Source organism: Pseudomonas sp. GD03842 (assembly GCF_029841165.1).
Lineage (GTDB): Bacteria > Pseudomonadota > Gammaproteobacteria > Pseudomonadales > Pseudomonadaceae > Aquipseudomonas.
Map to the genome: position 1 here is coordinate 12,984 of NZ_JAOCEA010000019.1, position 25,677 is coordinate 38,660.

18 protein-coding genes and 1 pseudogene are annotated in these 25,677 nt (G+C 60.8%); 18 read left to right on the forward strand and 1 reads right to left on the reverse strand.

The genetic code is table 11. The annotated features are described in order from the left end of the window. The first annotated feature begins 9 nt into the window (after nucleotides 1–9). The 13 genes from N5D61_RS22690 to N5D61_RS22750 all read left to right on the forward strand — a co-directional run bounded on the left by N5D61_RS22690 (nucleotide 10) and on the right by N5D61_RS22750 (nucleotide 19,242). Entirely contained in the window at nucleotides 10–1,122 is a 1,113-nt protein-coding gene (locus N5D61_RS22690) for a flagellar basal body P-ring protein FlgI (RefSeq protein ID WP_108240436.1), read from the forward strand. 25 nt (nucleotides 1,123–1,147) lie between these two features. Then, nucleotides 1,148–2,407: a flagellar assembly peptidoglycan hydrolase FlgJ gene (flgJ, locus tag N5D61_RS22695; RefSeq protein WP_108240437.1), complete on the forward strand. Its 1,260-nt coding sequence runs from the start codon at nucleotides 1,148–1,150 to the stop codon at nucleotides 2,405–2,407. A 10-nt stretch (nucleotides 2,408–2,417) separates the two neighbouring features. Next, nucleotides 2,418–4,460, forward strand: a complete 2,043-nt coding sequence (gene flgK / locus N5D61_RS22700; RefSeq protein WP_279894281.1) for a flagellar hook-associated protein FlgK — start codon at nucleotides 2,418–2,420, stop codon at nucleotides 4,458–4,460. A 13-nt stretch (nucleotides 4,461–4,473) separates the two neighbouring features. After that, nucleotides 4,474–6,084 (forward strand): flagellar hook-associated protein 3, encoded by a 1,611-nt coding sequence (locus tag N5D61_RS22705; RefSeq protein WP_279894282.1) that lies wholly within the window; start codon nucleotides 4,474–4,476, stop codon nucleotides 6,082–6,084. A gap of 118 nt (nucleotides 6,085–6,202) precedes the next feature. Then, nucleotides 6,203–9,778: a glycosyltransferase gene (locus N5D61_RS22710; protein WP_279894283.1), complete on the forward strand. Its 3,576-nt coding sequence runs from the start codon at nucleotides 6,203–6,205 to the stop codon at nucleotides 9,776–9,778. 345 nt (nucleotides 9,779–10,123) lie between these two features. Beyond that, entirely contained in the window at nucleotides 10,124–13,015 is a 2,892-nt protein-coding gene (locus N5D61_RS22715; protein WP_279894284.1) for a TIGR00180 family glycosyltransferase, read from the forward strand. 23 nt (nucleotides 13,016–13,038) lie between these two features. After that, nucleotides 13,039–14,040 carry a UDP-N-acetylglucosamine 4,6-dehydratase (inverting) gene (gene pseB / locus N5D61_RS22720; protein ID WP_108240442.1) on the forward strand — a complete coding sequence of 334 codons (1,002 nt, stop codon included), beginning with the start codon at nucleotides 13,039–13,041 and terminating at the stop codon, nucleotides 14,038–14,040. Beyond that, nucleotides 14,037–15,230, forward strand: a complete 1,194-nt coding sequence (gene pseC, locus N5D61_RS22725) for a UDP-4-amino-4,6-dideoxy-N-acetyl-beta-L-altrosamine transaminase (RefSeq protein WP_279894285.1) — start codon at nucleotides 14,037–14,039, stop codon at nucleotides 15,228–15,230. Before pseB ends, pseC begins: the two co-directional genes overlap by 4 nt. Then, nucleotides 15,227–15,928 (forward strand): pseudaminic acid cytidylyltransferase, encoded by a 702-nt coding sequence (pseF, locus tag N5D61_RS22730; RefSeq protein WP_279894286.1) that lies wholly within the window; start codon nucleotides 15,227–15,229, stop codon nucleotides 15,926–15,928. Before pseC ends, pseF begins: the two co-directional genes overlap by 4 nt. Then, nucleotides 15,925–16,989, forward strand: coding sequence for a UDP-2,4-diacetamido-2,4,6-trideoxy-beta-L-altropyranose hydrolase (gene pseG, locus N5D61_RS22735; protein WP_279894287.1), 1,065 nt, complete (start codon nucleotides 15,925–15,927; stop codon nucleotides 16,987–16,989). Before pseF ends, pseG begins: the two co-directional genes overlap by 4 nt. Nucleotides 16,990–16,996: 7 nt before the next feature. After that, nucleotides 16,997–18,049 (forward strand): pseudaminic acid synthase, encoded by a 1,053-nt coding sequence (pseI, locus tag N5D61_RS22740; protein ID WP_279894288.1) that lies wholly within the window; start codon nucleotides 16,997–16,999, stop codon nucleotides 18,047–18,049. A gap of 57 nt (nucleotides 18,050–18,106) precedes the next feature. Next, the gene (locus tag N5D61_RS22745) at nucleotides 18,107–18,547 is read left to right on the forward strand and encodes a hypothetical protein (protein WP_279894289.1); all 441 of its coding nucleotides are present in this window, start codon (nucleotides 18,107–18,109) and stop codon (nucleotides 18,545–18,547) included. Nucleotides 18,548–18,633: 86 nt separating this feature from the next. Continuing rightward, the gene (locus tag N5D61_RS22750; protein ID WP_279894290.1) at nucleotides 18,634–19,242 is read left to right on the forward strand and encodes a GAD-like domain-containing protein; all 609 of its coding nucleotides are present in this window, start codon (nucleotides 18,634–18,636) and stop codon (nucleotides 19,240–19,242) included. Nucleotides 19,243–19,276: 34 nt separating this feature from the next. Here N5D61_RS22750 and N5D61_RS22755 read toward each other — a convergent pair. Then, nucleotides 19,277–19,381: pseudogene (locus tag N5D61_RS22755) on the reverse strand (transposase domain-containing protein); the annotation flags it as partial. A gap of 1,296 nt (nucleotides 19,382–20,677) precedes the next feature. On the opposite strand from N5D61_RS22755, the gene N5D61_RS22760 reads away from it, so the two are divergent. From N5D61_RS22760 to N5D61_RS22780, 5 genes are all read left to right on the forward strand, one after another. Next, nucleotides 20,678–21,610: a ketoacyl-ACP synthase III gene (locus N5D61_RS22760; RefSeq protein ID WP_108240168.1), complete on the forward strand. Its 933-nt coding sequence runs from the start codon at nucleotides 20,678–20,680 to the stop codon at nucleotides 21,608–21,610. A 77-nt stretch (nucleotides 21,611–21,687) separates the two neighbouring features. After that, complete coding sequence (locus N5D61_RS22765; RefSeq protein ID WP_279894291.1) at nucleotides 21,688–22,983, forward strand: 6-hydroxymethylpterin diphosphokinase MptE-like protein; 1,296 nt, start codon at nucleotides 21,688–21,690, stop codon at nucleotides 22,981–22,983. After that, nucleotides 22,980–23,249: a hypothetical protein gene (locus N5D61_RS22770; RefSeq protein WP_279894292.1), complete on the forward strand. Its 270-nt coding sequence runs from the start codon at nucleotides 22,980–22,982 to the stop codon at nucleotides 23,247–23,249. Before N5D61_RS22765 ends, N5D61_RS22770 begins: the two co-directional genes overlap by 4 nt. A 276-nt stretch (nucleotides 23,250–23,525) precedes the next feature. Then, the gene (locus tag N5D61_RS22775; protein WP_279894323.1) at nucleotides 23,526–24,530 is read left to right on the forward strand and encodes a flagellin; all 1,005 of its coding nucleotides are present in this window, start codon (nucleotides 23,526–23,528) and stop codon (nucleotides 24,528–24,530) included. Nucleotides 24,531–24,822: 292 nt separating this feature from the next. Further along, nucleotides 24,823–25,674, forward strand: a complete 852-nt coding sequence (locus tag N5D61_RS22780) for a flagellin domain-containing protein (protein WP_108240111.1) — start codon at nucleotides 24,823–24,825, stop codon at nucleotides 25,672–25,674. Nucleotides 25,675–25,677 lie beyond the last annotated feature (3 nt).

A 25,677-nucleotide genomic window follows, 5' to 3' on the forward strand; every position in this document is an offset into this window, starting at 1 on the left:
GGGATAGCCATGATCACCTTCAAGCAACTGATAGCGGCAGCGTTGCTCTCTCTCACGGCGGTCGGCGCGGTACAGGCCGAGCGTCTGAAGGACATTGCCAGTATTTCCGGCGTGCGGACCAACCAATTGATCGGCTACGGTCTGGTGGTGGGCCTGAACGGTACCGGTGACCAGACCACCCAGACGCCGTTTACCCTGCAGACTTTCAACAACATGCTCTCCCAGTTCGGCATCAAGGTGCCGCCAGGGTCGGGCACGGTGCAACTGAAAAACGTTGCGGCTGTGGCGGTCTACGCCGACTTGCCACCCTTCGCCAAGCCAGGTCAGCAGATCGACATCACCGTGTCGTCCATCGGTAACTCGAAAAGCCTGCGTGGCGGCAGCCTGCTGATGACGCCGCTCAAGGGGATCGATGGCAACGTCTATGCCGTGGCGCAAGGCAACCTGGTGGTGGGCGGCTTCGATGCCGAAGGCCGTGATGGTTCCAAGATCACCGTCAACGTGCCGTCCTCGGGCCGCATTCCAGGCGGGGCATCGGTCGAGCGTGCGGTGCCGAGCGGTTTCAACCAAGGCAATTCGCTGACCCTCAACCTGAACCGCAATGACTTCACCACGGCCAAACGCATCGTCGACAAGATCAACGACATGCTCGGCCCTGGCGTCGCCCAGGCAGTGGACGGCGGTTCGGTACGGGTGACGGCGCCGTTGGACCCTAACCAGCGCGTCGATTACCTGTCGGTGCTGGAGAACCTGGAGATCGATCCGGGCCAGACCTCGGCCAAAGTCATCATCAACTCGCGCACTGGCACCATCGTCATCGGCCAGAACGTCAAAGTCTCGCCTGCCGCCGTGACCCACGGCAGCCTGACCGTGACCATCACCGAAGACCCGGTGGTCAGTCAGCCGGGAGCGTTTTCCAACGGCCAGACCGCAGTGGTCCCGCGTTCGAAGATCAACGCTCAGCAGGAAATGCACCCGATGTTCAAGTTCGGGCCGGGCACGACGCTTGATGAAATCGTGCGGGCCGTCAACCAAGTGGGCGCAGCGCCGGGTGACTTGATGGCGATTCTCGAAGCGTTGAAACAGGCGGGCGCGTTGCAAGCCGACCTGATCGTGATTTAAGGCGTTTGGTTCAGAAGGAACAGGCATGAGCATTCCAAGTGGCGGGACGAGCACAGTCGATTCGGGGGCGTATACCGACCTCAATCGCCTGGCCTCCTTGAAGCACGGCGATCGCGAAAGCGAAGCGAACCTGAAGAAGGTGGCGCAGGAGTTCGAGTCCCTGTTCGTCAGCCAGATGCTCAAGGCCATGCGTTCGGCCAACGAAGTGCTGGCCAAGGACAACCCGCTCAACAGCGATGCCACGCGCCAGTACCAGGACATGTACGACCAGCAGTTATCGGTGAGCCTGTCCCGCGAGGGTGGCGGTATCGGTTTGCAAGACGTGCTCATGCGCCAGCTGTCCAAGACCAAGACCACCGACGTCGCCCCCGCGCCGCAGAGCGCCGCGACGCCTGGGTCGGATCCCGCCGTGCAGCCCCAGGGGTTGGCCACCCGCATCGCCCAGCGCCCCCTGTGGGCGTCGCGTTCAGTAGCCCCCGCCGCCACAGCCGATGGCACACCGCACAACGACGTAGCAGCGCTCAATGCCCGTCGTCTGGCGCTGCCAAGCAAGCTGGCGGACCGGATCATGGCCGGCATCGTGCCGAATACCGCGGCTACACAGGACACGGCCGCCAGTGGGGCCACCACGTTGAAAAACCGGATTGCCGTGTCCACTGCAGTGGCCGCCGCCAAGCGGGCGGGCACCAACGGCGACTGGACCATCGGCCCTGGCTATACGGCGCAGGCCGACGCCTATGTACGCAACCGTGTGCAGACACCGCTCGCGCCGGCCAAGTCCGCGTTCGCCAGCGCCGATGATTTCGTCAACACCATGCTGCCGCTGGCTCAGGACGCAGCAGCACGCATCGGCGTCGATCCCACGGTACTCGTCGCCCAGGCGGCGCTGGAAACCGGTTGGGGTAAATCGATCATGCGTCAATCCGATGGCAGCAGCAGCCATAACCTCTTCGGCATCAAGGCTCAGGGCGGCTGGCAGGGGCCAGAGGCGCGCGCGATCACCAGTGAGTTCCGCGACGGCAAGATGGTCAAGGAGACGGCGGACTTCCGCTCTTATCAGTCTTATGCCGATAGCTTCCACGACCTGGTGAGCTTCCTGCAGAACAACAATCGCTATCAAGCCACGCTCAAATCGGCCGATAACCCGGAACAGTTTGTGAAAGAGCTGCAGAAGGCCGGTTACGCCACGGACCCGGACTACGCCAGCAAGATTTCTCAAATAGCGAAACAGATGAAGAGTTACCAGAGCTACGCCGCCGCGCCGGTCTCTTCCACGACTTTATAAGGTTTGAACCATGTCACTGATTTCAATCGGGCTTTCAGGGCTGAACGCCAGCAGTGCAGCGATGACCACCATCGGCAACAACACTGCGAACGTTGATACGCTGGGCTATTCGCGCCAGCAAGTGATGACCACCGCAGGTGCGCAGCAGAATATCGGGGTCGGTTTCATCGGCACCGGTACCACGCTGTCTGACGTGCGTCGGATCTACAACGGCTTCCTGGATACCCAATTGCAGACCAGTACCTCGCTGGATTCCGATGCCCAGGCGTACCTGGGACAGGCCAGCAAGCTGGATTCGATCCTGTCGAACAGTTCGACCGGCATCAGCACCGTGCTGGGCAACTTCTTCACCAGCCTGCAATCCCTGTCGAAAACGCCCACGGATTCGTCGGCCCGGCAGAATTTCCTGACCACGGCCAAGGCGTTGACCGCGCAGTTCAACAACATCTCGCAGCAGATGAAGGATCAGAACGCCGGGATCAACACCCAACTCACCGCGGTGGCCGGGCAGGTCAATGCACTGGCCTCGTCGATCGCCGATCTGAACAAGCAGATCACTGCGGCGCAGTCGTCTGGCGGCCAGCCCAACACACTGCTGGACTCGCGCAACGAAGCGGTTCGCCAGCTCAACGAGCTGGTGGGCGCCAAGGTTGTCGAAACCAACGGCAACTATGACGTCTACATCGGCACCGGCCAGCCGCTGGTCACCGGCAGCAAGGCCAATGTGCTGAGTGCGGTGCCCAGCGACAGCGACCCGACTGTGTACGCGCTCAAGCTCAATTACCAGAACAGCGACGTCGACGTCTCGGGTGTGGTCACGGGCGGTACGCTGGGCGGCCTGCTGCGCTATCGCAGTGACGTGCTGCAACCGGCCGCCAACGAGCTGGGCCGCCTGGCGCTGGTGACGTCCGATCAGGTCAACCAGCAGCTGAACCAGGGGGTGGACGCCAATGGCGATTTCGGCTCCAACCTGTTCCTGAGCATCAACGACCCGAGCCTGATCGCGCAACGCAGTATTGCCGCACAGGGCAACAGCTCCGGTTCGGGCAACCTCAACGTGACCATTTCCAACACCGGCGCGCTGACCACCAATGATTACCAGGTGACCTTCACCAGCGCCACCGGCTACAGCGTCAAGCGCCTGCCGGACGGCAAGGCCATGGGCTCTTACGACACCGGCACCACACCGCCCCCGGTCATCGACGGGTTCTCGATGACCCTGAGCGGCACCGTGCAGACTGGCGACAGTTTCAAGATCAGCCCGACCGGCAATGCCGCCAGCGGCATCCAGATGGTCATGACCGACCCGAAAGACATTGCCACCGCCGCGCCGTTGACCGGTACAGCCGGGGCTAACAAGGGGACGGGGACCTTCTCGCAACCGAGCCTGGACACACCGGTCAACATCTACAACAGCACCGCCACGACCGACCTGCGCAATGCGATGAAGGCCTCCACGCCGATGCGCCTGGTGATGGGCGACAAGCAGGCGGACGGTTCCCAGTCGTACACCTTGCTCAACGCCAACGGCGCTGCGGTGACGGACGCCTCCGGCAACCCGGTCACCGGTTTCATCGTGCCCGGCGCCAGCAATGACCTGACGCTGAACGTGGGGTATACCGATTCGGCCGGCGCGGCCCAGTCGTACAAGATCGGCCTGAACATTTCCGGCAGCCCCGAAAGCGGCGACACCTACAGCATTGCCCTGACCGGCGCCGGTTCGAACGATAACCGCAACGCAGAATCGACCCTGGCCCTGCAGACCAAGCAGACGGTGGACACCGCGGCGGGCAACGGCACGGGCATGAGCCTGAGCGCTGCCAACAGCAGCATGATCACCACCGTCGGTTCCAAGGCCGCCCAGGCCAAGAACGACGCCACGGCCACCACCGCCGTATTGACGCAGGCCAAGAGCTCGCGCGACAGCGTTTCGGGCGTGTCGCTGGATGAAGAAGCGGCCAACCTGGTCAAGTACCAGCAGTACTACACCGCGTCGTCGCAGATCATCAAAGCGGCTCAAGCCATTTTCAGCACGCTGATCAACAGTCTTTAAGGAGTCGTAAACCATGCGTATTTCCACTGCTCAGTTTTACGAAACCAGCGCTTCGAACTATTCGCGTACCTACGCCAACGTCACCAAGACCGGTGACGAAGTGGCCAGTCAGATCAAGCTCAACACCGCGGGCGATGACCCGGTAGGGGCCGCCCGCGTTCTGCAACTGCAGCAGCAGGGCACGCTGTTGAACCAGTACAAGTCCAACATCGACACCATCAATACGGGCGTGGTCAACACCGAAACCGCACTGACTGCCATCACGCAGGCGATCCAGCGTGCGCAGGAACTGACGCTGGGCGCCGGTAACGCGACGTACACCGACAAGGACCGCCAGGCCAACGCCGCCGAATTGAAAGAGTTGCAAAGCCAGATTCTGGGCCTGATGAACAGCCAGGACGCAAACGGCGCTTATCTGTTTTCCGGCTCCAAGGGCAACACCGCGCCCTACGTGCTCAACCCGGACGGCAGCTACAGCTATCAGGGTGACCAGACGCGCAATATGGTCGCCATTGGCAATGGCATCACCATGGCCACCAACACCACGGGCTGGGACGCATTCGAGCAGGCGGTCAACACCACCCGCACCTCCACCACCCTGGTCTCGCCGACCACCGATGACGGCATGATTTCCCTGTCCGGCGGCAGCGTCAGCAACAGCACGGCGTACAACAGCAAATTCACCGCGGGCCAGCCGTATTCGATCTCGTTCACCAACGGCTCGCAGTACAAGATCCTCGACAAGGATGGTGCAGACGTCACGGGCGAAGCGACCGCAGCCGGGCAGTTCAACACCACCAGCAGCGCCAACCAGAGCATCACCTTCCGTGGCCTGGAACTGAACCTGAACATCAACCTGACCGCGGCTCAGTACGCCACGCCCGGGGCGGCCGATGCGGCGTTGACCGCCTCGCCTCACACCTTCCAGTTGTCGGTGTCGCCCAGTTCCGTCAGCACCGCGCGCTTGCCGGGCAATACGTCGACCACCGTCATCTCCAGCTCGAGCGTCACCAATCAGGCAACCTTCGACAAAACGTTCCCGAACGGCGGAGCGGTCTTGCGCTTCACCGATGCGACCAACTACAGCCTGTATGCCGCGCCTTACGACCCGGCCACCAGCCAGCCGGTGGCCTCGGGTACGCTGACCGGCACGCCGGTCGCCAATCAGGCCGTTGCGGCCGGCGTGACGTTCACTCTCAGTGGCACCCCGCCAACCCCAGGTGCAGGTGATCAGTTCACGGTGCAGTCGACGACCCAGCAGCATCAGAACATCCTCAACACGCTGACCAACGTGATCAATGCCCTGAACGGCAAGGTGGACGGCGACCCTATCGCGGCGCAGAAACTGCAAGCCACGATTACCTCGACCATCGGTAACCTGACCAGCGCCTCAAACCAGATTTCGGACGCGGTCAGTGACGGCGGCGCGCGGTCGAAAACCGCGACCGATCAGGGCACCACCAACCAGACGCTGATCGATAACGGCACCACCGAGTCGGGCACCATCACTGCCTCGGATCCGGTCGACGCAATCGCCCGTCTGACCTTGCAGAAAACCATGCTGCAGGCGTCCCAACTGGTGTTCACTCAGCTTTCTGCGCTGAACCTGTTCAGCAAACTGTAAGCGCTGCACTGCGAGGCGACAGCGGTCATCCGCGCTGTCGCCTTCGAGCCTCAACCGTTACTGTCAGCGGTCCAGTCGACCCTTTCTCCGGCCCGACGCGCCGCTCGTGAGCCCGCCCGTGAATTCAGCTCCTCTCGTCAGCCTCGTCATTCCCGCCTACAACCCGCGTTTCTTTCGACGAGCCCTGCAAGATGCGCTGTTACAGACGTATCAGCCACTGGAACTGGTCGTTTACGACGACAGTCCGGGCGACGAGATCCAACGCATCGTCGAGCAATTCGCAGGCAGCAGCCAAGCCAGCCTGCGCTACGTGCGCAATCCTTCGCGACTGGGATTCGTCGGTAACCTGCTCGCGTGTTTGAACGAAGCCCAGGGCGAGTTCATCAAGTTCCTGTGCGACGACGACCGCCTGTTCCCCTCGGCGATCGCGCGTCAGGCACAGGTGTTGCTCGCACACGACGATGTCAGCCTGGTGCTCGCGCAGCGGTATTTCTGCGACCCTGACGACGTTCAATTGCCCGCGCGGATCGAAAACTGCCCGCTGGCCGAAGCCAGCTCGTTGTTCTACGGCCCGGACCTGTTGTCGGTGTTTGACATTTCGCCGACCAACTTCCTGGGTGGATTGACCAGTTCGTTGATGCGACGTACTGACGTGTTGGCGATCCTCCCGGCATTGTCCGAAGTGGGCAGCGGCTTCACGGCCCTGGTGGATTTTGCGCTGTATGTCTGCCTGCTCAAGCGCGGCAACATGGTCATGCTCAATGACGTGCTGAGCGCCGAACGCTTGCACTCCGAACGCTTGAGTCGTCAGCAGGCGATCCAAGACCGGATCCACGATGAGCGCGACTGGCTCCGGCAGATGCTCAAGGCGCGCAGCGCCGAGAACGCACCCGAGTACGGCTGGGTGCGTTATGTGGCGTTGTCCGATGCACAGCACGGTCAGCGGGCATGGCGTGAGCTGCCGCTGAGTCGCATGCTGGGTGACCGTCAGGCGGCCTTGCCATGGCGGGTCGGTAGCGACAGCGAAAGCTTTTCCGAGCTGTACCAGCAATGGTTGAGCTTTCGTACCCTGTTCGGCGCCGAGCGCGCGCGCGTGGCGGATAACGTTGCGACCTGGCCGTCGCAGCCCAGGCTGGTGGCGGTGGTGCTGGATGAGTTCGGCAGCACGGCCAACGTTGCACTGACCCGCGACAGCCTGGATGCGCAGTTGTATCCCGCCGAACTGACGCTGGTGTTGTCCAGTGCGTGCGAGGCGCCCGTGCTGAACGACCGCGTCTTCACGTTGCCCTTGCAGACGGACTGGGTCGTGCAGGTCAATGAACTGTTGCCGCAATTGCAGCGGGTCGACTGGGTCTACCTGCTGCGGGCTGGCGATCGCCTGACCGATTGCGCGCTGCTGGTATTGGCCGAGCGAATCGCCACGTCTGCGCAGGTCCTGTGCCTTTACAGCGATGAAGGCGCCTTGCACAAGGGCGAGTCGGCAGAGCCGATCTTCAAGCCGGACTTCAATCTCGACCTGCTGCGCAGTTACCCCTATGTCGGGCGTGTACTGGCGTTCCAGCGGGATGCGCTGCTGCAGTTGGGAGGCTTTGACAGCGCCTACGGCGAGCTCGCCCCCCACGATGCCATCTGGCGGTTGGTCGAGGCTTACGGCCCGGTGGTGGAGCACGCCGCCGAGATTCTGGTCGAATCACGCTTGTCATTCCATCAATGGCTGCAACTGGCCGACGTTTCGCGGCAAAGCGCATCGGTGGTGAGTGCGCACCTCAACCGGCTGGGCATCGCTCACCGCTTGCACGAGGCTGAGGACCCGCTGGTCAATCAGGTGCACTACCTGAGCGCCGAGCAGCCGCTGGTCTCCATCATCATCACCCACAGGGATCAACTCGCAGCGTTGCAGCGTTGCGTCGAGACGCTGTTGAGCAAAACCGCCTACGCACAGTACGAAGTGCTGATCGTCGACCAGGGCAGTGTCGGCGCCGAAGCGCAGAGCTGGCTGGCGGACATGCAGCACGTGGGTGGCGACAAGTTGCGGGTAATGCATTACGCAGGGCAGGGCAGGGGCGCCGATGTGCGCAACTTCGCGGCAACCCAGGCGCGGGGCGAGTACCTGTTGATGCTCAGCGTGTACGCGGTCATTGCCGATGCCGGCTGGCTGGACGAACTGCTCAACCACGGTCGCCGAAGCGAAGTCGGCGTGGTCGGTGCAAAAGTGTTCAGCCCTGAAGGCTACGTGCTGCAAGCGGGGCTGATTCTGGGTTACCACGGGCCAGCCGGCCCCGCGTTTTTCGGCGAGCCGCTGGGCGCGCCGGGGCACTTGCTGCGCTTGCAGGCCGCACAGAACCTCAGCGCCGTCGGTGCCGAGTGCCTGCTGATCCGCCGGGCATTGTTCGAAGCGCTCTCCGGGCTGGACGGTCAGGCATTCAGCGGTAGCCTGAGCGAAGTCGATTTATGTCTGCGGGTCCGGCAATCGGGTCACCTGGTGGTCTGGGCGCCGCGCGCCTTGCTGGCCATGGGCGCATTGCCGGCGGCCGAGCAAGTTCGCGAGAAGCAATCGCTGTTCGACGATCAACATGCGTTCTACACGCGCTGGCTGCCCACGGTGGCCCGCGACCCGGCGTACAACCCCAATTTGCGTCTGACCGGTTCGTTCTATGGTCTGGAACCGGGTCTCAAGAAGGGGTGGAATCCTTACTCGTCGCGGCGTCTGCCCAATGTGCTGGCCATCCCGATCAACAGCACCGCCGTGGGCCACTACCGGGTGTCTCAGCCGTTTCTGGAGTTGGAAGCCGATGGCCGGATCGAAGGCCGCCTGAGTTATGACCTGCCGTCGATCATCGATCTGGAGCGCCAGTCGCCGGATGTGATCGTCGTGCAGTGCCGCTACACCCAGGCTTCGATCGATCAGGTGGTCACCCTGAAAACTTATTCCAATGCACGGCGCATCTACGAGTTGGACGACCACGTGATCAGCGTGCCGAAGAAGAACGGCCATATGCGCAACATGCCATCGAACATGGGCGAGATGGTGCGCCTGGGCACGAGCCTGTGCGACCGAGTGGTGGTGTCCACCGCAGCGTTGGCCGATGCCCTGTCCGGCATGCACCACGATATCCGCGTGGTGCCGAACATGCTGGCGTCGTCCTTGTGGAGCGGGGTGCGCAGTCAGCGCCAGACTTCGAGCAAACCGCGCGTGGGATGGGGCGGCGGCACCAGTCACGCTGGGGATCTGGAGATCATCGCCGAGGTGGTCCGTGAACTGGCCGATCAGGTCGAATGGGTGTTTTTCGGCATGTGCCCGGAAGCCCTTCGTCCTTACGTTCATGAGTTTCACCCGGCGGTGGGGCTGGCGGCTTACCCGGCAAAACTGGCCAGCCTGAATCTGGACCTGGCGCTGGCCCCGCTCGAATACCACATCTTCAATGACTGCAAGAGCAACCTGCGATTGCTGGAATACGGTGCCTGCGGCTACCCGGTCATCTGCAGTGACACGCGAGCGTACGAAGGCTACTTGCCGTGCACGCGGGTCGTCGGCAACAGCACCGCCGAGTGGTTGGACGCCATTCGCATGCACTTGGCGGACCCTGCCGCCAGCTACCGCATGGGGGATGATTTGCGGGACATCGTCATGCGCGATTACATCCTGCGCGGCGACAATCTTCAGCATTGGGTCAACGGCTGGCTCGCCGACTGACCCACCACCGGTCGTGACGGCGGATGCCCCTCCCGGGGTCTGCCGTTGCGCTTAAGAACCCCGCGAACCTTCCCTTCTCAGAGTTGGCGTAGTTCCTGCTATGTCACTGTCATGACGCCATAAAATGCGCGCCCCAGGCTTGCCTCGGCTGGCGGGCGGACCGTCCAGACCCTTTCCGGTCCGGTTGTTCGCGGGCGCGCCCAGGGCAAGCGACGGATTTCAGGCGCACAACCGCACCGGGCATGTGGCCCGATCGGCGCTACTGTTTCTCTGGAGCATTTCTTTTTTGACGCTTGGCAGGATGGCAGGAACCTCATGCATCGCCACCAACTTTCGGGAAGCACCATGTCGCTCGACCAGCAACTCACTCTCGTTGTTCTCACGCAGGATCGTCCCGCCTTCTTGCGCCGGACCTTGCAGTACTACAGTGCGCAGGCGGCCCGGGTGCTGGTGCTGGATTCTTCTCGGCAAGCGAATGACGACATCGCCGCTTTGTTTCCTCAAGCGCATTACCACCACCTGCCGCAGTTCGCGGACGCCCCGCAGAACAAGATCGCTCACGGCGTGACGCTGGTCTCGACCCCTTTCCTGGCCTTCGTCGACGACGCCGATTTTCTGGTGCATGACGCATTGAGCCAGGCGGTGGCATTCCTTGCCGCCCAGCCTGACTACGGGCTGTGCCATGGCTATTGCCTGATGTACAAGGCCCACGGCGACAAGGTCGAATACCTGCGCCGTGACAAAAAGGTCCAGGAAGATTACGCCAGCGACGATGCGGCCGAGCGTGTGTCGGGTTTCATGGATCAGTACCTGCCTCCCTTCTATGCGGTGACCCGTACCCCACTGCTGCAACGCTGGTTTTCCGCGCTTGGGGAAGGCGTTTCGGGGGAATTGCAGGAATTCGGCCATGCCTTCTACCTGCTGGCCAGCGCCAAGGCGCGAATCCTGCCCATCCCCTATGTCGTACGTGAAAGCGAGCACCGTTTCTGCGGCCAACAGACCAACCTGCTAAAGCAACTGGGCAGTGCAGATCCTGCGTCGCTGCTCGAACGTGAGCGGTTCGCCGGCTTCCTGGCGTCGCTGGACACCGGCCTGGCACCGTTGGCCAGCGCAGAGCGCACTGCGTTGGTCCACGCAGCCTATGGCAAGTTGCGCACGTGCCTGGAAGAACAGCGTTCGCTGACACAGACTTCCATCCTCTCCTCGAAATGGCTCGACGTCTTCGCGCCAGTGGAGCGTACATTCGGCCCTCGCCAGTTCGTCGAGATGCCTTTCTACAACCAGCCGTTCTTCGATGTGTTGAGTCAGATCGAGTTCTTGATTCACGCCATGCCCGCTGGCAAACAGCAGATCGACCAGCTCGAAGGCGTGTGGGTCCGCCAGGAACGCTTGTTGCGCACCCATGCCAACGACAACGTCGAAACCATCGCCAACCGGCTGTGGGAAGCAATGGCGCTGAATCTGTTCAACCCGCACATCGTCGAGCCATTGGCCAAACTCATGGCCGATCAGGAAAACCGCGAAGAAGCCGAGCAAATGGCGCAATGGCTGCAGCGCTTGACGTCGATCCAGCGTGAGGATCATCGCACCGGCTTCGCCCAGATGCCGTCCGGGCGCCTGCTGCAATGGCTGGACGCACGCAAGCCATCGGCCGCCGATGCCCAGGCGATCGCCCGACGCATCGCGGCTCAAGGGCCTGCGCCGCAATTCGGCATTCTGCTGCTGGACCTGGACGATGACATGCACAAATTGCAGGTCACTCTCGACAGCCTGGTCGAAGGCCATTGCAAGTCATTCAAGGTGGTGGTGTTCACCACGGGCGAGCCGCCAGCAGCCACCAGCGCGCAAAACACGCTGCACTTCGTGCGGGTCAGCAAAAGCAACTGGGTCGAAAAAATCAATCAAGTGGTGCAGCAGTCCAGCAGTGACTGGGTGCTGCTGGCCGAGGTCGGCGATGAGTTCACGCCGGGCGGGCTGTTGCGTGCTTCGTTGGAACTGCAGGCCGCGCCGCAGTGCCGGGCGGTGTTCGCCGACGAGGTTCAGCGCCTGCCTGGCGGTGCGCTGACTCATGTCATGCGTCCAGGTTTCAACCTCGATCTGTTGCAGGGCAACCCGAGCCTGATGGCACGCCACTGGTTGCTGCGTCGCGACGTGCTGGTGGAGGCGGGTGGTTATTCGGCGGACTTCACCCAAGCGCTTGAATTCGAACTGTTGCTGCGGGTCATCGAGCAGGGCGGCATGGGCTGGCTGGCGCACCTGGACGAGCCGTTGCTGATCTGCGATGCCCTGCCGGTCGAGGAGAATCCGCAACAGCGCCTGGCGCTGACCCGTCACCTGAGCAATCGCGGCTATAAGGCACAGGTCATCGCCACCACCCCCGGCACGTGGCGCATCGATTACCGCCACACTCAGCGACCCATGGTTTCGGTCCTGCTGGCCAGTGACGACAACCTCGCCGACCTGCAGCGTTGCCTGGCCAGCGTCACGTTGCGCACGCGCTACGTCAGTTACGAGGTGTTGATTGCCGACAACCACAGCCAATCGCCGGACATGGTCGAGTGGCTCGCCCGTCAGGAAAAGGGCCGTGTGCGGGTCATTCGCACCGAGCAGCGCCTGAGTAAGGCGGCGCTGCTCAATGCGGCCCGGCGGCAGGCCAAGGGCGAGTACCTCGTTCTTCTGTCGCCGCACAGCGAAATCGTGGGCCCAAACTGGATCGACGCCTTGCTCAATCAGGCCATGCGTCCGGAAGTGGGCGTGGTGGGTGCCAAGCTGCTCGATCGCCAGGGCAACGTCAGCCAGGCCGGCCTGATTCTGGGGCTCAATGGGGGTGTCGGACCGGCCTTCGCGGGGGAAGCGAAAGACGCCGCCGGTTACCTGCACCGTTTGCTGCTCGACCAGAGTTACTCGGCGGTGTCCGACGCCTGCCTGATGGTGCGCGGGGAACTGTTCGATGCAGTGGGCGGCCTGGATGAAGCGCAATTCGCGGAGGCCTTCGCCGATGTCGATCTGTGCCTGAAACTGGGCCAGGCCGGGTACCTGATCGTGTGGACGCCGCAGGTTCAGGTCATCCACCCGGGCAGTTTGCCGGATGCACCCGCAGAACTGGCAGCCCTGCAAGCCAAATGGGCGGACGCGTTCGCCCACGACATGGCCTACAACAAGAACCTGGCGCTCACCGGCAAAGGGTTCGTGCTGGGCGAGCCATCCGCGTCGAGCTGGGCTGAACTGCTCGCCTGACGCTCACGGTAAAGGACACGTTCATGTTCAATGGCAAATCGGTTTTCATCTCTGGCGCGACCGGCTCGTTCGGTCGCCAGTTCATCCGCACGCTGCTGGAGCGCTACCAACCCCGGCGTGTCGTGGTGTTTTCCCGCGATGAACTCAAGCAATACGAGATGCAGCAGGAATTCAACGCGCCCTGCATGCGCTACTTCCTCGGGGATGTGCGCGATGCCGAGCGTCTGCAGCAGGGCATGCGCGGCATCGATTACGTGGTGCATGCCGCAGCGCTCAAGCATGTGCCCGCGGCGGAATACAACCCGACCGAGTTCATTCGCACCAACGTCAACGGTGCTGAAAACGTCATTGCGGCGGCCATCGCCAACGGGGTGAAGAAGGTGATCGCGCTGTCCACGGACAAGGCGGCCAGCCCGATCAACCTGTACGGCGCGACCAAACTGCTGTCGGACAAGTTGTTCGTCGCCGCCAACAACATCGGCGGTGAGGAACAGACCCGTTTTGCGGTGGTGCGCTACGGCAATGTGGCCGGATCGCGAGGTTCCATCGTGCCGTTCTTCAACAAGCTGATCGCCGGGGGCGCCCGTGAATTGCCGATCACCGATCCGCGCATGACGCGGTTCTGGATCACCCTGGATCACGGCGTGGATTTCGTGCTGCAAAGCTTCGAGCGCATGCACGGCGGTGAAGTGTTCGTGCCGAAGATTCCGTCGGTGCGTATCGTCGATCTGGCCCACGCCATGGCCGCTGACCTGCCGCACAAGGTCGTGGGCATTCGCCCTGGCGAGAAGCTCCATGAATTGATGGTGCCGCAGGACGATGCCCGCATGACCCTCGAATTCAAGGATCATTACACCATTGTGCCGTCGATTCGGTTCAACCACGTCGACGTCGATTTTGCCATCGACGCCACGGGCGAAAGTGGTCGGCCCGTGGCAGATGATTTCGAGTACCGTTCCGACACCAACCCTGACTTCATGACGGTGCCGCAGATCAGTCAGCTGCACGCTGACGTCCAGCCATGATCCCCTACGGGCGTCAGAGCATCGAGCAGGCCGATATCGATGCAGTGGTCGCGGTGCTCAAGTCCGACTGGTTGACCCAGGGGCCCACCATCGAGCGTTTCGAAGCCGCGATGGCCCAGCGTTGCGAGGCCGCGTTCGGCGTGGCCGTGTGCAATGCGACCGCTGCGTTGCACATCGCGTGTCTGGCAGCGGGCCTTGGGGAGGGCGACCGATTGTGGACCAGCCCCAACACTTTTCTCGCCTCGGCCAATTGCGGTCGTTATTGCGGGGCCCATGTGGACTTCGTCGACATCGATCCGCTGACGTGGAACCTCGATGTGCACGCCCTTGCCCGCAAGCTGGAGGTCGCTGAACGGGAAGGCCGCCTGCCCAAGGTGCTCGTCGCTGTGGCGTTTGCCGGGCAAAGTTGTGACATGCGGGCAATTCGAGCGTTGTCGCAGCGCTACGGTTTCGTTGTCATCGAAGACGCGTCTCACGCGGTCGGCGCTCGCTACGCCGGACGTCCAGTGGGCTGCGGCGAGTTTGCCGATATGACCGTATTCAGCTTTCATCCGGTGAAAATCGTCACCACCGGCGAAGGTGGAATGGTGCTGACCAACCACCCCGAATGGGCTGAACGCTTGCGTCGCCTGCGCAGCCACGGCATGACCCGCGACCCGGCGCAGATGGATGAACCGAGCCATGGCCCTTGGTATTACCAGCAGGTCGAACTGGGTTTCAACTACCGCATCACTGACATCCAGGCTGCACTGGGGTTGTCGCAACTGGACAGACTCGATGCGTTTCTGGCGCGGCGTCGCGGGTTGGCGGCGCGCTACCAGCGGTTGCTTGCCGAGTTGCCGCTGGCCTTGCCGACGACCCAGGCAGAAGCCGAGTCGGCCTGGCACCTGTACGTCGTGCGCTTACAGACGCAGGGCACGACGTTGAATCACCGGCAGGTATTCGACGCGTTGCGCGCCGCCGGGATCGGGGTGAACGTGCACTACATCCCGGTGCACCTGCAGCCGTACTACCGAGCGCTGGGTTTCAAACCGGGGGATTTTCCCGAGGCCGAAGCCTATTACACCGAAGCCATCAGCCTGCCGCTGTACCCCGCCATGAGCGATGAGCAGCAGGATGAGGTCGTCGGGCAGTTGCAGCGTTTGCTGGGTAAAAAACCCTCAGCCTCGATGCTGGGCGCATCGTCATGACCGCCGTCGCCATCATTCCTGCACGCGGCGGCAGCCAGCGCATTCCCCGCAAGAACCTCAAGCCGTTCAACGGCGTGCCGATGATCGTCGGTTCGATCCGCACGGCACTGCGCAGCAACCTGTTCGAGCGGGTCGTGGTCAGCACGGACGACGAGGAAATCGCCCAGGTCGCCAGGGCCCATGGCGCCGAGGTGCCATTCATGCGGCCGGCGGCATTGGCTGACGCCTTCACTGGAACTGCGGCGGTCATTCAACACGCCATCGGGGCGCTTGATCGGCGGTACGACTACACCTGCTGCCTCTACGCAACAGCACCGCTGCTGCAGCCCCGTTTTCTCCGGGCCGGACTGCAGGCTTTGCAGGCGGCCCCCGAAAAATGCTTTGCGTTTTCGGTGTGCAGTTTTGGCTTTCCCATCCAACGCGCATTGATCATCACCGAAGACGGCAGCCTCGACGCGATGCACCCCCAATACCGAGATGTCCGCTCACAAGATCTGGCCGAGGCGTATCAGGACGCCGGTCAGTTCTATTGGGGGCGCAGCGAGGCGTGGCTGCGCGGCGAGGCAATGTTCGCGCGGCATAGCCTGCCGGTGATCCTGCCGCGTCATTTCGTGCAGGACATCGACACCGAGGAGGACTGGCTGCGCGCCGAATACCTCTACGCCGCGCTCAGGGCGGGCGGGGAGCTTGAGCTGTGAGGGTGTTGATCCGCACCGATGCGTCGATCGCCATCGGCAGCGGGCACGTTGCGCGCTGCCTGACCCTGGCCCATGCGCTGCGCAAGCGGGGGGCGCAGGTGCATTTCGCCTGTCGGCGTTTGCCAGGGCATGCCATTGAGCGCCTGAGCGATGCAGGATTCCTCACCTACGCCTTGCCTGCGCATTACAGGCATGAGCACAGCGATGCGGGCATCGAAGCCGCCTTGCCCTGGCAGGAGGACATTTACGCCTTGGGCGAACAACTGGCCGACGAGCCCGCTTTCGATTGGCTGATCGTCGATCATTATGGCCTCGACGCTCGCTGGGAAACCGCAGCGCGCCAGCTCGCCCATCGTCTGATGGCCATCGACGACCTAGCCAATCGTCCCCACGCTGTCGATATCCTGCTGGACCAGAATTACGCCGCTCAGGCACTGGCCAATCCCTATGTCGGCCTCGTCCCCGCTACCTGCCAAACCTTCTTGGGGCCACACTTTGCGTTGCTCCGCGAGGAGTTTCAGTGCGCCGCGATCCCCATCAAACCGCGTGTTGAACGGGTGCTGGTCAATTTCGGCGGCTTCGATGCTGCCCGGCAAGTGCATGCCACGCTGTCGGCGTTGAGTGACTGCAGGACCCTTGAGCTGGACGTGGTTGCGGGGCTGCACAATCCTGATTGGGACGCTCTGCAGGCCCTGTGTTCGACGCGGCCGAATTGGCGATTGCAGGCGCTCGCCGATGACTTCTTCGGATTGATGCGTGAGGCGGATCTGTTCATCGGTGCTGGCGGTGGCACGACCTGGGAGCGGGCCGCGGTGGGCCTCCCCACGCTGTGCATTTCCGTCGCGCACAACCAGGAACTCAATGCGCGATTGCTGGCGCAGGCGGGCGTCCACCGGTATTTAGGCCCCCATGACCACCTCAGCCCAGCACACCTGAAAGCGGCGATCCATGCGTTGATCGATGACCCCAAGCAACGCCAGGCCATGGCGGAGCGCTCGCGAATGCTGGTGGACGGCCAAGGCGCCGACCGACTGGCTGACGCGCTGACCCCATTGCAGTGAGAACAGAATGAAAGCGTTCAAGATCGGCTCCACCCTCGTCGGCCCTGAGGCACCGCCGTTCGTCATCGCAGAAATGAGCGGCAATCATAACCAGTCGCTGGATCAGGCGTTGCGGATCGTCGAAGCCGCTGCCAAGGCCGGCGCTCATGCCCTCAAGCTGCAAACCTACACCGCCGACACCATGACGCTGGACATCGCCGAAGGCGAGTTCTTCATCAAGGACGCCGACAGCCTCTGGACCGGAAGCTCGCTTTACGCGCTGTATCAACAGGCGCACACGCCTTGGGCGTGGCATGCCCCGATCTTCGCGCGGGCTCGGGAGCTGGGGCTGCTGGCGTTCTCCACACCCTTCGACGAGACCGCTGTCGATTTTCTCGAGAGCCTGGACGTCCCGGCCTACAAGATCGCCAGCTTCGAAAACACCGATATCCCGTTGATCCGCAAAGTCGCCGCGACTGGCAAACCGATGATCATCTCCACCGGCATGGCCAGCATCGCGGAGCTGGACGAGAGTGTGCGTGCTGCACGGGCGGCAGGGTGCAAAGACCTGGTGCTGCTCAAGTGCACCAGTACCTATCCGGCGTCACCGCAGAACAGCCATATCCGGACCATCCCGCACTTGGCCCAGTTGTTTGGCTGTCAGGTAGGGCTGTCCGATCACACAATGGGTGTCGGGGTGTCCGTGGCGGCGGTGGCGATGGGCGCGACCGTCATCGAAAAGCATTTCACCCTCGACCGCGCGGACGGGGGCGTCGACGCCAGCTTTTCCCTCGAACCCGCAGAAATGGCCAGCCTGGTAACGGAAACCGAACGCGCTTGGCAAGGGTTGGGCGCGGTGCACTACGGCGCGACGCAGGCGGAGCAGAAGTCTCTGCAATACCGGCGGTCGTTGTACGTGGTGGAGGACATCGCCGAGGGCGAGGCTTTCACTGCGCAGAACGTGCGCGCCATCCGGCCAGGACTGGGGCTGGCGCCCAAGCACATCGACGCGGTTCTGGGCCGCAAAGCCCGCCAACCCCTCAAGCGTGGCACCGCGCTCAGTTGGGAAGTGATTGGCTAACGAGCAGGCTGTGTTTAATGGGTCTGGATACGGAAGACTGATCCAGTGGTGAGGGTGATGCTGGTTTACCTTTTCACTTTCCAGCGACGGCGGCTCCTTATTTGGCTATCGGGCGGCGGCAGCAAAAAAGTGGTATTGAAAAAATTCCAGTCGACATTTGGGAGTAATGTAATGACTAAAGGATATAAAGCTGCGTTTATAGTCCCTATCGGGGCCCGTAAGATCCTCGGAGAGGACGGTTGGGAGTTTGAAAGCTCTGTGCGTCTATCAAAAGATATAGGCGATGGCTTAATAAAAACCCTGAAGCTTACCTTTCTAGAGGAGTATTCCGGGATAAGGAAATATGCAGGCGAAGGCATAGGGATGTCTATCGTGTTTGACGATAACCAAGAGATAGAAAGTATCTATTTTCAGTTGTCAGGCGGGGCATTAGCATCGCTGTCCGACATAGGCCAATGCATTGATGCCTCGTCTGAGGCAGAAATTTTCGTACCTTGAAAAAGCCCAATATTTTTTGGCTGATTATAAAGCGTATACGCTGCTCGGAATGAAGTCGCGGGGCGCTGACATTGGGTAGGTGTCGTTTGGCTACGGTATTTTCTAGATTCCTGGAGAAGTTTGGTGGCCCGGTTGATCGCCAGGACGTTCCGGTGTCGAGTATCGAACGCTACAGAGGCAAGCTGCCTAACCAGCTTCTGGAATATTGGGCTGAGCACGGCTGGTGTGGATACGGTGATGGAATTTTTTGGATAGTGAACCCGCAAGAATACGAAAGAGTAGTGGATTCGTGGCTTGAAGGAACGGAATTCGAAAAACGCGACACTTACCACCTAATTGCTCGTGGAGCGTTTGGCGATCTCTATCTATGGGGCGAGAAAACGGGATTCTCACTGAAGATAACGAGCGTCTTTTCACGATGCGTAATTCATGATTTTGAACCCACCCCCGAGCAAATGGATCGTAAGCTTCAAGACTTTATCGTGTCCAGAAAAGTGGACTCTAACGATGTAGAAGAATTGTTCAAGCCGGCAAGAAAAAAGCTCGGCACTCTTCGCCATAATGAGATGTATGGTTTTGTTCCAGCGCTAGCGCTCGGTGGGTCGGCATCCCTTGATCATGTTGAGAAACTAGAAGCAGTGGAGCATTTAATTCTGCTGTCTCAGCTTGCAGAGCTTGAGCCATACAGCTTTTAAGCTTGCGGGATGCCGCCTGAGGTATTCGAGCTAGCTGCCACCTATGCGGCAGCGATTGATCGATTTCACTCGCTCGCTGTGTCGGCAGCCGCGTCAGCACATCTTTGAGATTGGCATACGGATCATGCCTATTCATACGCGTTCCGGATCTTCCTGCTGATCGCCTCGACTCCGGACTGCAATTGCAGCGCCACTGCCGCCAAGTCACGAAGTTTTCCCGGGGTCATCTGGTCGAGGCTGGGCGAGAAACTCATGCCGCCGATTCCAGCTATACCTATGAAGCCATCGGTCCGGGTACGGCGAACTGTTCCATTGGCGAGGTTGACGCTGATTCACCGTTCCGCTTTTACAGCGGCCCCATTTGTCTTGGCAAATGGGGGAAACCGCTTGCTCCTGGTTTGGCCCGGCTGCGCCGGGTTCCCTCCTTCCGGCGTTGCTCCGTGGGCCCGCCGCGGACGGCCATCCATGGCCGCGCGGCTTTCGCGGCTCCCGGCCGCTCAACCCACTGCGCAACGCCTCCACTCGGCCGGCACCCAAGTCGCGGTCCGCGGTGTCTGGACTGTCGCGCACTAAAAGCAAAGCAAAGCAAAGCAAAGCAAAGCGTAATCAACCCATGCCCTGAACCAAACGACGCTCCGCTTTTCGCTTTTCGCTCTTCGCTTTTGATCTTCCCTACACAAACAGCCCAGTCACCGCCGAACGCGACTTGGGTGCAGGCTGAGCGGAGGTGTCGTGGAGTGGGTTGAGCGGCCGGGAGCCGCGAGAGCCGCGCGGCCATGGATGGCCGTCCGCGGCGTGCCCACGGAACGGCGCCGGAGGGAAGGAACCCTGACGCAGTCAGGGCCAAACCAGGAGCAAGCGGTTTTCCTCCATTTTGCCAAGACAAAATGGAGTCGCTCGTGAGGAGCGAAACCCCAACTCCCAGCCCACACGCAAACGGATCTGCCTCCAATCTCAGCTGCGCTCATCACACCATTGAACGGTCCCGACACAATGGACCCGCTCGTAAGGAATAAAACCCCGCCCACGCGCAAACGGATCTGCCCCCGATCTCAGCGGCGCCCACGACAGGTTTAAAAAACGGACCCCGACACCGAGCGCTGACCCTTCGCCCAAGATCACCCCGCCGCGCAGGGGTGGCGCCAGAAACAACAACCGGATTTCGGTGACATCTTCATGTCAATTGCCTGTCTGTAGGCCAATCCACCCTTGCACAGCACTTCCCGGTCAGCTAAAAGCTTGTAAAACTTTTGGTGACCTGCGAGTCATTCCGGGCATCTCCACTGTATTGTGCTTGCAAGTATCTGACTGATTACAGCGGTTTCCAGGTCGACAGAGTCCCTGATCGCCGTGTTTTGCAGCTTCAAGCCCCGGATTTTCATGCCCCGCCTCAGCGCGAGGGGCGATGTTCAGCGTTTTTGATTGGGAAGCCAAAATGATTGGCATTAAAAGCATAGCGAGTTACGTGCCGACAGCCGGCGTCGACAATTATGCGCAGGGTGCAAAATTCGGTAAGGATGAAGACTTCATCCTCGGCAAGATCGGTTCCGCTTTTCTACCACGCAAGGAAGACAGTCAAGAGACCTCCGACCTGTGCGTGGAAGCCGCCAACAAACTGTTCGCCAACAACCCCCAGCTTTCCCGCGACGCCATCGACGTGCTGATCGTCGTCACCCAGAACGGCGATGAAGAGGGCCTGCCTCACACCTCCGCGATCGTGCAGCACAAACTGGGCCTGTCCACCCACGTCGCCACCTTCGATATTTCGCTTGGCTGCTCGGGCTATGTCTATGGCATCTACGCGATCAAAGGCTTCATGGAAGCCACGGGCCTGAAAAATGGCCTGCTGATCACCGCCGACCCCTATTCCAAGATCGTCAGCCCAGAAGACCGCAACACCACGATGCTGTTCGGCGATGCCGCTACGGCCACTTGGGTGGGGGAGGACGCTCATTGGCACTTGGGCAAGGCCAAATTCGGCAGCGACGGCGGGGGAGCAGAGTTCCTCAAGACCATCGACGGCCATTTCTACATGAACGGTCGCCAGGTTTTCAATTTCGCGTTGGTAAAGGTCCCTGCGCACTTGAACGAACTGCTCGAAGACTCCGGCCTTCAGTCTTCCGACATCGACGCCTTCTGCATCCACCAGGGCAGCGCGGCGATCGTTGACGCCGTCGCACGCCGGTTCGAGGAGGGGGCCCAGGCTGACAAGTTCGTCAAGGACATGCTGGAAACCGGCAACACGGTCTCGTCCAGCATTCCACTGCTGCTGGAAAAACACATGTTCGACTCGAGCTGGAAGCGCGTGGCTATCAGCGGTTTCGGCGTAGGCTTGTCGTGGGGTTCGGCGATCCTTTATCGTCCTTGACCCTGAGTCATGCAAAACGGCGACACTGATTTCAGGTCGCCGTTTTTTTATTCCTCTCGTTTGAAAAGGACGGGTTCATGAACGAGATTTTCCAGCGCAACCTCGCCGTCATCGAGCAGCGCTGGCCCCATGTCGCTCAGCGGCTGCACGGCGAAGACGCCTGGGCGGTGCCGGCCGAGCAAATGGAGGGTCGGGATTGGACGCTGGCGGTGGCAGGGATTCAACTGACCAGTCGCCATGACCGGATCGCCGAGGCACAATTGCAGGCCGCCAGTTTTCCTGCCCAGTGTGCCGAAGCTCATGTGTATGGGACTGCGTTGGGCGATGTGCAGCGCGTCATGTTGGGATTTCCCAGTCTACAAGCCCTGCATGTGCATATTCTCAATGGCGCGCTGTTTGCGTTGGTGCTGCAACTGCTCGAACAGGACGACTGGCTGAGCGACCCTCGGGTGGTGCTGGCGTATGCCGACGAGCGGGACGAAATCCAGCTGCCTTTCTTCGCCTTGCCCGCCGAGATGGTGCTTGCTGACGACGCCAGCGCGCGGATTCGCGATCGGCTGGTCAGCGAAGTGCATGTCAGTTTCAACAACCGAGAATTTTCCAGCGACAACCCGGAAAACCTGGAGCGTCTGGAACAGGGCAGGGTGCTCCTTGAAGCTGACACCGATGTGGCAACGCTTTTCGGTACGCACGTGGGGCGCGACGTGTTTGTCATCGCCACCGGCCCCAGCCTGCAGCAGCATTTGCCCCATCTGTCGAGCGTCTCGCAGAGCGCTGAACGGCCATTGCTGATCTGCGTGGACACCGCCTACATGCCGCTGCGCAATCAAGGCATCCGGCCAGACATCGTGGTCAGCATCGATCACCGCATCAGTGCTCGACACTTGCCCGCCGAGGGCTCGGACGGCATCACCCTGGTGTACTTGCCCGGCCAGGATGCGACGATGCTCGAGGCTTGGCGGGGGCCACGTTGCGTTGGTTATTCGTCCAGCCCGATGTACACGGCCATTCGCGAGCACATTCTCAGAGCCAGCCTTTTCGTCGGCGGCAGCGTCATTCATCCTGCCGTCGACCTGGCCGTGCAAATGGGTGCGGCGACTGTCACGCTGTTCGGCGCCGATTTCGCCTTTCCCGGCGGTAGGACGCACACCGGTTGGCAAGACGGCGCACTCGGTCCTGAACTGAACATCGCCCGGCATTGGGTGCTCGACGGGCGCGGGCAGAAGGTCAAGACGCAACTCAACTTCCGCAGCTACCTGATCGAACTGGAGCGCTACATCGCCCAGCACCCCGACGTTCGGTTCTTCAACACCAGCCGCGATGGCGCCTTCATCGTGGGCACGCATTTCGACCCGGACTGGACGGCCCCATGACTCACTTCGAACACGTCATTCTCGATGCCCGTGCGTGCGCCCGCCTGTTTCGCCTGGGGCGCGATATTGAAGGCGCATTGAAAATGGTCGCGTTGATCGACGTAGCGCTGCCCCTGTTCTCCTCTCGTCCGGCGCAAGAGCAGGCCCAATGGGCGCAGGTGCTGACCGCGATTCTGCAGTGCCAGGAACGGCAGGACTGGATCGGATTGGCGGACTGGCTGGAGGGCGAGTTTCTAGCGTTATGTCACGGTGTTAATTCCGATTGATAACACAATCTGAGAAACCTCCTACTTGTTATTAAGTAAGTTCCGAAAGAGCGGCCTTCATTGGCCGTTTTTTTATGATTTTTAAAAAGTGATACTTTTTAAGAGGTTGGCGTCGATATCACCCTTCATATGTCGTGATGGCAAGTCTTCGTGCCATTGAAATCAGTTAAAGCCATCAACGCCGTCGTCGATAGCGCAACTGTAGGTTTTCTCGGGAGAAATGGACTTCCCCGCTTTTTGAAAGCCCACCGTTTTTTATCAACGAGGGAACTCAACATGGCTTTGACCGTTAATACCAACATTGCGTCGTTGTCTGTACAGCGCAATCTGAACCGTTCTTCCGACTCGCTCAGCACCGCAATGACCCGTCTATCCTCGGGGTTGCGAATCAACAGCGCTAAAGACGACGCCGCGGGCATGCAAATCGCCAGTCGATTGACGACGCAGGCCCGCGGTCTGACTGTCGCGTCGCGTAATGCAAATGATGCCATTTCTGTCATTCAAACCACGGAAGGCGCATTGTCCCAAACCTTGAACACGCTTCAGCGAATGCGGGATCTGGCCGTTCAGGCAAAGAATGGAACCAATACAGCCTCTGATCGTGCAGCGTCCAATAAGGAGTTCGAAGAAGCGTCGCAAGAACTGACTCGGTTGAGTCACAGCACCAAGTTCGGGAAAGATTTGAATTTGCTCGATGGCAGCGCAGGCAATCTGACGTTTCATGTGGGCGCCAATACCGGTGAGCATGAAGAAATCCAGATCGTGCTGGATCAGGACTATTCGACCAAATCCTTGTTTGCCGCGCCTGCTGATCGTGCTGCAGTCACTGCGGTCCTCGGATCGGCTGGTGCCCCCATGACGATCGGCAACAAGGACATCAAGGCGGGGGACGATTTAACGCCGAAAATTGATGGCACCGGTATCTACGAGGGTATTGCGCGACAGGATCCGCTCAAACCTACCCCGGAAGAGCAGGCGTTGGAGGCCGCGGTCGCGAACAAAAATATCGATGAAGCCATCATCCAGATCGATTTGGCCATCTCCAAGGTGACAGCCAGCATGGCCGAGCTGGGCGCCAAGCAGAACCGCCTGACCACGACGGTAGCCAACATCAACAACATCATTGAAAACGTCACAGCCTCCCGCGGGCGCGTCGAGGACGTCGATTTCGCTGCCGAAACCGCCGAGCTGACCAAACAACAAACGCTGCAACAAGCCTCGACCGCCATTCTGGCCCAGGCCAATCAGCTTCCGGCGGCTGTCCTCAAGCTGCTCCAATAACGGCAAGGCGTTTATAAACAGTGCTTTACCCGGGTGCGTCGCACGGCGCATCCGGGCGCTACCGCGTGGCTAATGAAGGGGTTGACGAGAGGATTAAAGCTTGGGCAGTGCGCGCCGAAACGCTGGGTAACCCCCGTCACAAGCAGGGGTGGCGCTCTGGTGGCAAAAAATTTTGAAAAAGCCCTCAAGCTCCTTGCAGATACGACGATAAACATTACGAAGGTTCTCTAGGCCACACCCGGCGCTTGCCAGGGCCGGATAGCCGCAGTACCCAACCCACGAGGAATTCATCATGGCTTTAACCGTCAATACCAACGTAGCTTCCTTGGCTGTACAGAAGAACCTGGGCAAGGCTTCCGACGCTCTGTCGACTTCGATGACCCGTCTGTCTTCCGGTCTGAAAATCAACAGCGCTAAAGACGACGCAGCCGGTCTGCAGATCGCCACTCGCGAAACCTCGCAAATCCGCGGTCAAACTGTTGCCATCAAGAACGCCAACGACGGTATTTCGATCGCTCAGACCGCTGAAGGCGCTCTGCAAGAATCGACCAACATCCTGCAGCGTATGCGTGAACTGGCCGTTCAAGCACGAAACGACACCAACGGTACTGCTGACCGTACCGCTCTGAACGCTGAATACGCTCAGATGTCGGACGAACTGACCCGTATCGCCAACTCCACCAACCTGAACGGCAAGAACCTGCTGGACGGTACTGCGAGCACCGTGACCCTGCAAGTGGGCTCGAACACTGGTACTTCCAACCAGATCGACCTGGTTCTGACCGGTACTTTCACTGCTTCGGCACTGGGCGTAGCCAGCGGCACCACTTCGATCAGCGGCACCAGCAACGCCACTGCGCACACCAACGTCGACGCTGCCATCTCGGCAATCGACACCGCTCTGGCCACGATCAACAGCACCCGTGCCAGCCTGGGTGCTTCGCAAAACCGTCTGACCAGCACCATCTCCAACCTGCAGAACGTCAACGAAAACGCCACCGCTGCACTGGGCCGTATCCAAGACACCGACTTCGCAGCCGAGACCGCTAACCTGACCAAGCAACAGACTCTGCAACAAGCTTCCACCTCTGTTCTGGCCCAGGCTAACCAACTGCCATCCGCTGTTCTGAAACTGCTTCAGTAATAT